Annotated in this window: 11 protein-coding genes; 2 read left to right on the top strand and 9 right to left on the bottom strand. The window is 65.6% G+C overall.

Annotated features, from left to right (window positions below; translation table 11 throughout):
• Nucleotides 1-13: 13 nt before the first annotated feature.
• Nucleotides 14-925 carry an ATP-grasp domain-containing protein gene (locus V7787_RS44090; RefSeq protein ID WP_336094025.1) on the bottom strand — a complete coding sequence of 304 codons (912 nt, stop codon included), beginning with the start codon at nt 923-925 and terminating at the stop codon, nt 14-16.
• A 117-nt stretch (nt 926-1,042) separates the two neighbouring features.
• Here V7787_RS44090 and V7787_RS44085 point away from each other — a divergent pair, with 117 nt between their 5' ends.
• Together V7787_RS44085 and V7787_RS44080 are read left to right on the top strand one after the other, a co-directional pair.
• On the top strand, nt 1,043-1,759 hold the full coding sequence (locus tag V7787_RS44085; RefSeq protein WP_336094023.1) for a CoA transferase subunit A: 717 nt from the start codon (nt 1,043-1,045) through the stop codon (nt 1,757-1,759).
• 31 nt (nt 1,760-1,790) lie between these two features.
• On the top strand, nt 1,791-2,423 hold the full coding sequence (locus V7787_RS44080) for a CoA transferase subunit B (RefSeq protein WP_336094021.1): 633 nt from the start codon (nt 1,791-1,793) through the stop codon (nt 2,421-2,423).
• A 57-nt stretch (nt 2,424-2,480) separates the two neighbouring features.
• Here V7787_RS44080 and rffA read toward each other — a convergent pair whose 3' ends face one another.
• The 8 genes from rffA to V7787_RS44040 are packed head-to-tail and all read right to left on the bottom strand — an operon-like array spanning nt 2,481 to nt 8,512.
• On the bottom strand, nt 2,481-3,623 hold the full coding sequence (gene rffA / locus V7787_RS44075) for a dTDP-4-amino-4,6-dideoxygalactose transaminase (protein ID WP_336094019.1): 1,143 nt from the start codon (nt 3,621-3,623) through the stop codon (nt 2,481-2,483).
• The gene (locus V7787_RS44070; protein WP_336094017.1) at nt 3,611-4,231 is read right to left on the bottom strand and encodes a class I SAM-dependent methyltransferase; all 621 of its coding nucleotides are present in this window, start codon (nt 4,229-4,231) and stop codon (nt 3,611-3,613) included. The genes rffA and V7787_RS44070 overlap by 13 nt, the downstream gene beginning before the upstream one ends.
• Nucleotides 4,231-4,623, bottom strand: a complete 393-nt coding sequence (locus V7787_RS44065) for a hypothetical protein (RefSeq protein ID WP_336094015.1) — start codon at nt 4,621-4,623, stop codon at nt 4,231-4,233. The genes V7787_RS44070 and V7787_RS44065 overlap by 1 nt, the downstream gene beginning before the upstream one ends.
• A 14-nt stretch (nt 4,624-4,637) precedes the next feature.
• The gene (locus tag V7787_RS44060; protein WP_336094013.1) at nt 4,638-5,192 is read right to left on the bottom strand and encodes a GNAT family N-acetyltransferase; all 555 of its coding nucleotides are present in this window, start codon (nt 5,190-5,192) and stop codon (nt 4,638-4,640) included.
• Entirely contained in the window at nt 5,189-6,130 is a 942-nt protein-coding gene (locus tag V7787_RS44055) for a glycosyltransferase family 2 protein (protein ID WP_336094012.1), read from the bottom strand. The genes V7787_RS44060 and V7787_RS44055 overlap by 4 nt, the downstream gene beginning before the upstream one ends.
• Before the next feature lie 10 nt (nt 6,131-6,140).
• On the bottom strand, nt 6,141-6,926 hold the full coding sequence (locus V7787_RS44050; protein WP_336094010.1) for a phytanoyl-CoA dioxygenase family protein: 786 nt from the start codon (nt 6,924-6,926) through the stop codon (nt 6,141-6,143).
• 4 nt (nt 6,927-6,930) lie between these two features.
• Nucleotides 6,931-7,782 carry a class I SAM-dependent methyltransferase gene (locus tag V7787_RS44045; RefSeq protein WP_336094008.1) on the bottom strand — a complete coding sequence of 284 codons (852 nt, stop codon included), beginning with the start codon at nt 7,780-7,782 and terminating at the stop codon, nt 6,931-6,933.
• Nucleotides 7,783-7,807: 25 nt separating this feature from the next.
• Entirely contained in the window at nt 7,808-8,512 is a 705-nt protein-coding gene (locus V7787_RS44040) for a WbqC family protein (protein ID WP_336094006.1), read from the bottom strand.
• Nucleotides 8,513-8,589 lie beyond the last annotated feature (77 nt).

Here is an 8,589-nt window from a genome sequence, read left to right as displayed (position 1 = left end):
TCGGAATCGAAACTTAGCCGTCGGCTTGTGTCGCCAGCAACTCCTGCAACACCCGCGCGAACCGCCCCGCGCTGCCCGGATCGTGGGCGAAGAACAACGAGGGCTCGCACAGTTCCAGTTCCAGCAACTGCGGCTGTCCGTCGCCGTCGCGGATCAGATCCACCCGCGCGTACAGCAGCGGTTCTTCCAGATCCAGCCGCGCCGTGGTCGCGGTCAGCGCATGCAGGGCCAGCGCGCGTTCGTCCTCGCCGGCCTGGCGCGGGTTGATCCGCTCCACCGCGCGCAGATTCAGCGCGTCCTCGCGCTGCAGCATCGCGCCCTTGCGGATCGAATGGCTGAACGCGCCGTTGAAATGGATCAGCGCGGTTTCGCCGTCGCGATCGACCGAGACCAGATACGGCTGCAGCATCGCGCTGCGGCCTTCGTCGAGCAGCCGCGCGATGTGATTGGCCGCGGCGAACTCCTGCGCGCGCGCGTAGCGCTGGGTGTCGCGCGAACCGGCGCTGATCGCCGGCTTGACCACGAACTCCTCGGCCTGCGGGTGGGCGAGCAGAAACTCCTGCAGCGCCGGCAACGGGTCCATGTCCGGCTCGACGAAGGCGGTGGCCACCACCGGCACGCCGCGCGCGGCCAGGTCGGCCAGGTAGTGCTTGTCGGCGTTCCAGTGCACCACCGGCCACGGATTGAGCAGCCGGGTCTGGGCGTCGACCCGTTGGCACCAGGCGCTGAATTCATCGAAGCGTTCGGTGTAATCCCAGGGCGAGCGCAGCAATACGGCGTCGTATCGCGCCCAGGCCACGCTGGGGTCGTCCCAGGCGCGGATCTCGGCGTGCAGGCCTTGTTCCAGGCAGGCGGCGTGCAGCAGCGGCAGGTCTTCGTCCTGCGCGGCGGTGGCGATGGCGGTGACCAGGGCGAGTCGGCTCATGGCGCAAGTCTAGCGTCGGCACACAATCAAGGCATTGTGGCGCCATTGCCCGAAAGTCCGCTACGTCCCGACCCACGGCCGCGTTAAACTGCGCTCATCCCGCAATGGAGCTGTCCCATGGCCCAGGCCACCGCCGCGAAAAACAAGCTGTACCCCAGTGCCAAGCAAGCGCTGGAGGGCGTCGTCGCCGACGATCAGACCCTCGCAGTCGGCGGCTTCGGCCTGTGCGGCATTCCCGAAGCGCTGATCGCCGCGTTGCGCGACAGCGGCGCCAAGGGGCTGACCGCGATCTCCAACAACGCCGGCGTCGACGGTTTCGGCCTGGGCCTGCTGCTGGAAACGCGCCAGATCAAGAAGATGATTTCGTCCTACGTCGGCGAGAACAAGGAATTCGAACGCCAGTTCCTGTCCGGCGAACTGGAACTCGAATTCAACCCGCAAGGCACCCTGGCCGAGCGCCTGCGCGCCGGCGGCGCCGGCATCCCGGCGTTCTTCACCCGCACCGGCTACGGCACCATCGTCGCCGAGGGCAAGGAAACCCGCGAGTTCGACGGTCACCACTACGTCATGGAAACCGCGCTGAAGGCCGACGTGTCGCTGGTCAAGGCATGGAAAGCCGACAAGGCCGGCAATCTGGTGTTCCGCAAGACCGCGCGCAATTTCAATCCGGCCTGCGCGATGGCCGGCAAGGTGTGCATCGCCGAGGTCGAGGAACTGGTCGAGGTCGGCGCGATCGATCCCGATCACGTGCATCTGCCGGGCATCTACGTCGACCGCATCGTGGTCAACGCCGCGCCCGAGAAGCGCATCGAACAGCGCACCGTGCGCGCCTGACCCCGCGTCCATTTTCTTTAAGGAATTCGAAATGCCCTGGAGCAGAGACGAAATGGCGCAGCGCGCCGCGCAGGAACTCACCGACGGCGCTTACGTCAATCTCGGCATCGGCTTGCCGACGTTGGTGGCCAACTTCATTCCCGAAGGCATGGACGTGTGGCTGCAGTCCGAAAACGGCCTGCTCGGCATCGGCCCGTTCCCGACCGAGGCCGAGGTCGACGCCGACCTCATCAACGCCGGCAAGCAGACCGTCACCGCGCGCCAAGGCGCGAGCTATTTCGGCAGCCACGACAGCTTCGCGATGATCCGCGGCGGCCACATCGATCTGGCCATCCTCGGCGCGATGCAGGTCACCGCCAAGGGCGATCTGGCCAACTGGATGGTGCCCGGCAAGATGGTCAAGGGCATGGGCGGGGCGATGGATCTGGTCGCCGGGGTCAAGCGCGTGGTGGTGTTGATGGAGCACACCGCCAAGAGCGGCGAACACAAGATTCTGCCCGAGTGCACCTTGCCGCTGACCGGCCTGGGCGTGGTCAACCGCATCATCACCGAACTGGCGGTGATGGACGTGACCGAGCGCGGTCTGGTGTTGGTGGAGTCGGCGCCGGGCGTGAGCGCGGATGAGTTGCGCGAGAAGACTGGGGTGGAGTTGCTCAGCGCCTGATCGCGATGGCGCAACGCGCGAAAAGGCCGCCCTGGGGCGGCCTTTTTGTTGGTGCGGTCAGAGCGCCGCTATCGCCGCATCGGCCTCGTGAAACACCTCATCCAGGTGATCCTCCAGGCCGACCCACATCGGCAAGCGCACCAGGCGTTCGCTGATCGAATCGGTGACGCTCAGCTCGCCCACCGCGCGGCCGTATTTCATTCCGGCCGGCGCGCTGTGCAGCGGAATGTAGTGGAACACCGTGCCGACGCCGATCTCCTTCATCCGCGCCATGAAGCGCGCGCGGCATTCCAGGTCGGGCATCAGCAGGTAGTACATGTGCGCGTTGTGGACGCATTCGGCCGGCACCACCGGGCGGCGCGCCACGCCGCTGGCTTCGTGTTTTTCCGCCCAGGCATGGTAGCGATCCCAGATCGCCAGCCGCCGCCGGGTGATCGCTTCGCCTTCTTCGATCTGCGCGGCCAGGAACGCGGCGATCAACTCGCTGGGCAGGAACGAGGAGCCGATATCGACCCAGGTGTATTTGTCGACCTGTCCGCGGAAGAACTTGCTGCGGTTGGTGCCTTTCTCGCGGATGATTTCGCCGCGCTCGGCCAGCGCGGCGTCGCGGATCAGCAGCGCGCCGCCTTCGCCGGAGATGACGTTCTTGGTCTCGTGGAAGCTCAGCGCGCCCAGCTCGCCGATCACGCCCAGCGGCCGGCCCTTGTAGGTCGAATAAATCCCTTGCGCCGCGTCCTCGATCACCCGCAGGCCGTGGCGCGCGGCGATGTCCAGGATCGTGTCCATCTCGCAAGCCACGCCGGCGTAGTGGACCACGCAGATCGCCTTGGTGCGCGGGGTGATCGCCGCTTCGATCAGACGTTCGTCGAGATTGAGCGTATCGGCGCGCACATCGACGAACACCGGCACCGCGCCGCGCAACACGAAGGCGTTGGCGGTGGAGACGAAGGTGAACGACGGCATGATGACTTCATCGCCGGGGTTCAGGTCGATCAGCAGCGCGGCCATTTCCAGCGCCGCGGTGCACGAATGGGTCAACAGCGCCTTGTGCGCGCCGGTGCGGGCTTCCAGCCAGGCGTGGCAGCGCTTGGTGAACGGGCCGTCGCCGGAGAGGTGGGTGTTGGCGTGGGCCTGGACGATGAAATCCAGCTCGCGCCCGGTCATGTGCGGCTTGTTGAAGGGAATCTTCACTTCGTGCATTCCATGATCGCGTGGGTATAGGGAATGCGCAGCAGATCGTGGCGTACGGTCAGGCGCTTGTCGCGGAACGGGCTGGACACCAGCGCCGAGTAACCCTCGCCGGAGCGCACGTTCTGGCCGCGATCGCGACGGATCATTTCGCGGGCGAATACCGATTGTCCGGGCTCGAAAGCCGGGTCGATCGTGACCAGGCGCCCGCCCTCGGCCAGCCGGCCGTACAGATTGTCGATCAAGCGGCTGGCGCCGTCGTCGTCCAGGTGGTGCAGCACGCCGAAGGAAATCGCCAGTTCGCACGGCGGTATGCGTCCGGCTTCGAGCAAGGTCACGTCCTGGCAATAGAACTCGCCGCGGCCGGCGAACTGCGCTTGCGCGGAGTCGATGTAAGCCTGCTCCAGATCGAAGCCGTAATAGCGGATGCCTTGCGGCAGGAAATTCAGGATCTCGGCGGTGCCGCAGCCCACATCGACCACGACATGGCCCGGGCGGGCCTTGAAGTAGGTGTCGGCGATCTCGCGCCGCGCCGCGTCTCCGCCGAGCAGGGCCTGGAACGCGTCGTAGACGATCGGGCTGGACAGCAATCGCCGTATCCCGCCGGTGATCTGAGCCATTACTTGGGCTCCGAATTGGACACCACGATCAACAGCACGCCGACCAGCACCGCGACGGTGCCGATCAGCCGGCCGGCCGAGCTGTGCTCGCCGAAGATGAAAGTGCCGGCCAGATAGATGATGAGGAAATTGAGCGCGGTGAACGGAAAGGCGTAGTTGAGTTCGAACTTGGTCAACGCGACCATCCAGCACAGCCCGGACAGGAACGTCGCCAACAACGCCGACAGCACCCACGGCTGCAGGGTGATCTGCAGCACTGCCAGCAACTTGTCGGCCAGCCCGCTGGGCAAGGGGCCCGCGTTGGACATGCGCCATTTCATGATCAATTGGCTGTAGGTGGCGAACGCCACGGTCAGCAGGATCCAGGCGTGATCGATCAGGCGGGGATGCATCGGATGGCCTCGGTTCAATCCGCGTCCGCAGCGGGGCGCGCGGGCGCTTCCCAGCCATAAATCAACACATCGTGCAGGCCGCCGCGGCTGTGCGCGTGGCGCGGCATGCGGCCTTCCAGTACGAAACCGTTGCTTTCGTACAACGCGATCGCCGCGCTGTTGAACGCGACCACGCGCAGCCAAAGCCGGCGCAGGCCCAGGCGGCCGACCGCATAGTCGCGGGTGAGCGCGAGCGCGCGCTTGCCCAGGCCGCGGCCGCGCGATTGCGCGGGGCCGATCACGATGCCGAACTCCGCGGTCCGCGCGATCCAGTCGATTGCGCGCAATTGGCAGTAGCCCAACAACGCATCCGACCCGCGGGCGCGGACCGCCAAGCACAGATCGCGCGGCGTGCCCTGCGGCGCGAACGAACGGATCCATTCGCGCTCGGCCTCGATGCCGGTCGCGAACGGATAGGCCAACGAGCCTTCGCTGACGTCCGGATCCTGGCGCCACAGATGCAGCGTGGCCGCATCGCCCTCGTTGAGCGTGTCCAGGTAAATCTCGCCGGCTTCGGGTCGGACAGTCATGGCGAATCCAGGTTGATGGCTTGCTGCACATGGTAGCGGGGCCGGTCGAGGATCTCCCGGTAGATCAGGAACATGTAGGCCGCCAGCACGCCCAGGCCGACCATCACCATGCCGATCAGGAACAGCACCAGCACCACCAGCAAGGTCAGGCCCTGCGGCAGGCCGTCGTAGCCCAGCAGGTACTGGACGATGATCGCCACCAGATAGGCGATGCTGAGCAGGCAGATCGAGCTGCCGGTCCACAGCAGCAGTTTCTGCGGCAGGGTCGAGTACGAGACGATGCTCTGCAGCGCCAGCGCCAAGCGCTTGGCGAAGGTGTAGCTGCTGGACGAACCGATGCGCGCGTCGCGCGGCACCGGCACGAACGCGGTCCGGTAGCCCATGGTGTGCATCAACGGGCCGTACACCACCGCGCGTTCGCGGTAGTTCAACAAGGCGCTGGCAACACTGCGGTTGAAGGCGCGGAAGGTACCGATGTTGGCGGCGGCGTGCGAGCCGGTGCTGTTGCCGACGAAGCTGTGGAACGCGCGCGAAGTCATGCGCCGAAACATTCCCTCTTCGCCGCCTTCCTTCAGGGTGTAGACGATGTCGTGCCCAGGCTTGGCCAATTCGGCGAGCAACTGCGGGATCAGTTCGGGGCGGTCCTGCAGGTCGGCGTCCATCAGCACGAAGCGGTCGCCGGACGCGTGTTCCAGCGCGGCCGAGATCGCCGCGTGCTGGCCGAAATTGCGGCTCAGGCACAGCGCCTTGACCCGGGTGTCGGCCGCGGCCAGTTCGCGGATGATCTCCCACGAGCGGTCGCGGCTGCCGTCGTTGACCAGGATCAACTCGAAATCGATCGCGGACTCGGTCAGGGCGGCGGCCGTGCGCGCGTACAGTTCCTGCAGGAACGCCGCGTTGTTGTAAACGGGCACCAGAATCGAAAGCGTGCTGGCCATCGCGGGCATCTCAGTATTGTCCGCCCTTGAACAAGCGGTCTTCCGGCGCGACGTAGTACTCCTCCAGGCTGCTGGGAGTGCGGCTGTCCATGCCGACAAAACGCCGGCCGACGGGGCCGAGCTCGCTCAGTTGCTCATTGCTGAGCATGCGCGGGTAGTCGAAGCGCTGTTTCATCCAGTGACGGCAGACATTCAGGGTGACCGCGTGTCTGGGCGTCTGGGTGGTGTTGGTGCCGCCGTAGTGATAGGTACGCGCGTTGAAGATCACCGCTTCGCCGGCCTTCGGGTAGACCCGCACCGCGCGTTCGAAGAACGCCTCGTTGCCGGGAACCTCCAGGCTGAGGTGCGATCCGGGCAGGTAATAGGTCGCGCCGTTGTCGTCGCTGAAATCGTCCAGCGCCAACAGCACGCCGATATTGGTCGCGTAGCCCTGCGCCTCGGCTTGCGAATCCACATGGATCCGACGCGAGAGATTGGAGCCGTTGGCCGGCAGGCTCGAGGAGGTGTAGGCGTAGAGGATGCACGACGGCGACAGCAGCCGCGACAGGTATTCGTGCATCAGCGGGTTATCGAGAAAACGCAGGAACACCCGATCGCGTTGCAGCAGGTTGTGGACCATCCAGTGGTCCTTGTACCAAGGGTTGTCCGACCACCGCTGGATGTCGCCGGCGACGGCGATCTCCAGGGCCGCGCGCATCTGCGCGACGGTGTCCGGATCGACCAGCGGGCCGACCACGGCGAAGCCGTTGTCGCGGATTTCCCGTTCGATCTCGCTGCGATAGACGTTGGCGTTCATGCGGTCAACGGGTCAGTACGACGCGCAGGTACTTGAACAGCGATTCGGAGATCGGAAGCACCGAGCGCAAATAATTTTCGACCAGGTCGGCTTCGCGTTGGCCCTGGCCATGCAGCACATTGCCTTGGCCGAGGTACCACTGGAAGCTGATGTCGACCTTCGAAAAACCGATGTCGCCGGCGATGCGGGCGAACTCGCGCGAGTCGATGCCGCGGGTGGCGGTCTTCCACGGCTCGGCGGCGAGGAAGGCCTGGCCGTCGATGCCGTAGTCGCGCTCGACCATTTCGTGCTGCGAGGTCAGCATCCGCACTTCGCGCTCGACCAGGGCCGAGTCGATGCCTTGCAGGCCGTCGCGTTCGCCGACCCGGTTGACTTCGTCCCAGAAGTGCTTGTTCGGCAGCAGGTCGATGTACATCTTGCCGCCCGTGCGCAGCGTGCGATATGCCTCTTTCAGCACCAGCGAATAGTCGGCCAGATGGTCGAGGAACGAATACGCGGTCGCCGCGTCGAACGTGCCGTCGGCGAACGGCAGGTCCTCGCATTGACGGTTGTGCAGGGTGATGTTGCCGCTGGACAGATCGACCCGGTCGAGCATGGCCTGAGTGATGTCGACGCCGTCGATCCGCTCGAACAGGTCCTTGGCCAGGTCGATGATGAAGCCGGTACCGCAGCCCAGGTCGAGCAAGCGCCCGCCGCCGGTGTCGCTGGCCAGCGCTTGCAGCGCCTGGCGGACTTTGGCCTGGTTTTCGGGACGGAAATGCGGCTCGCGCTCGTTGTAGGTGGCGGCCATGGCGCTGTGCACGGTCACGTTGGCGGCGACCACGTCGCTGGGGCGGTAAGGGATGTTCGCGGTCATCTTGGATTCCATCGGAAAGCGTCGGTCAATTGCGCAGCGCGTACTTGCGGGCGTCCGGGCCTGTCATCAGCAACAGGTCGACGATGGACACGGCGGGGTCGAAATCGCCGTGCAGCTGAGGGTAGGGCGGATAGCCATCATAGCCAAACCACCGCACCGCGATAGCGGCCTGCGCGAAGCGGGATTCGTCCAGGTAGCTGCGGGCGGACGGCCCGCTCAAATAGGTTCCGGCGCCGACGCGTTTGCAGATCTCGACCAGCCGTTGGGTCGGGTCGAAGGCATCGTGCTCGGGGTAAGACAGCAGCGACTCGACCTCGACGAACTCGCTGCGGATCCCGAGCGTGTCGGCGAAGTAGCGGATGAAAATGCGGTTGACCTGGGAAAGATGCCGGCAGGCTTCGGCCTGCGCGTACAACTCGGCCAACTCCGGCAGATAGCGGGCGGCGAACGGCGCGCGCGCATAGCTGTTGCGCAACGAGGCCAGATGTTTGCGGCTCCATCCGGCGGCGGCGATTTCGACCTCGCTGATGCGGATGCGGGTCGAATGCCGGGTCGGAACGGTCAGCCACAGCTTGCCGCCGGGCGCCTTGATCTGATTGCGATTGCGCCAGTCGTTCTTGGTCGACTGCACGCTGTCCAGCAACACCACCCGGTCGGCGTGGGCGAGCAGATCGAAGTAACCCTTCCACGGGATGTAGTTCGACTGGATGATGACGACGCGCGAGCTCACCGATCGGCGCGTCCACGCTGCGTCGCGAAGAGAAGGGTCTGCCCGCGCGAACGTACGCGCTTGGCGAGTGGGGCGGG

The sequence above is a fragment of the Pseudomonas sp. CGJS7 genome (assembly GCF_036961695.1).
Note: the sequence above shows the minus strand (reverse complement) of the source record. Positions and strands in the feature narration are given on the sequence as shown.

Excerpts from the sequence above, each read along its gene's own strand:
- V7787_RS44060 (WP_336094013.1), bottom strand. The coding sequence starts at position 5,192 with ATGACTGTCCGACCCGAAGCCGGCGAGATTTACCTGGACACGCTCAAC.
- rffA (WP_336094019.1), bottom strand. The coding sequence starts at position 3,623 with ATGCACGAAGTGAAGATTCCCTTCAACAAGCCGCACATGACCGGGCGC.
- V7787_RS44080 (WP_336094021.1), top strand. The coding sequence starts at position 1,791 with ATGCCCTGGAGCAGAGACGAAATGGCGCAGCGCGCCGCGCAGGAACTC.
- V7787_RS44065 (WP_336094015.1), bottom strand. The coding sequence starts at position 4,623 with ATGCATCCCCGCCTGATCGATCACGCCTGGATCCTGCTGACCGTGGCG.
- V7787_RS44045 (WP_336094008.1), bottom strand. The coding sequence starts at position 7,782 with ATGACCGCGAACATCCCTTACCGCCCCAGCGACGTGGTCGCCGCCAAC.
- V7787_RS44085 (WP_336094023.1), top strand. The coding sequence starts at position 1,043 with ATGGCCCAGGCCACCGCCGCGAAAAACAAGCTGTACCCCAGTGCCAAG.
- V7787_RS44055 (WP_336094012.1), bottom strand. The coding sequence starts at position 6,130 with ATGGCCAGCACGCTTTCGATTCTGGTGCCCGTTTACAACAACGCGGCG.
- V7787_RS44070 (WP_336094017.1), bottom strand. The coding sequence starts at position 4,231 with ATGGCTCAGATCACCGGCGGGATACGGCGATTGCTGTCCAGCCCGATC.
- V7787_RS44090 (WP_336094025.1), bottom strand. The coding sequence starts at position 925 with ATGAGCCGACTCGCCCTGGTCACCGCCATCGCCACCGCCGCGCAGGAC.
- V7787_RS44050 (WP_336094010.1), bottom strand. The coding sequence starts at position 6,926 with ATGAACGCCAACGTCTATCGCAGCGAGATCGAACGGGAAATCCGCGAC.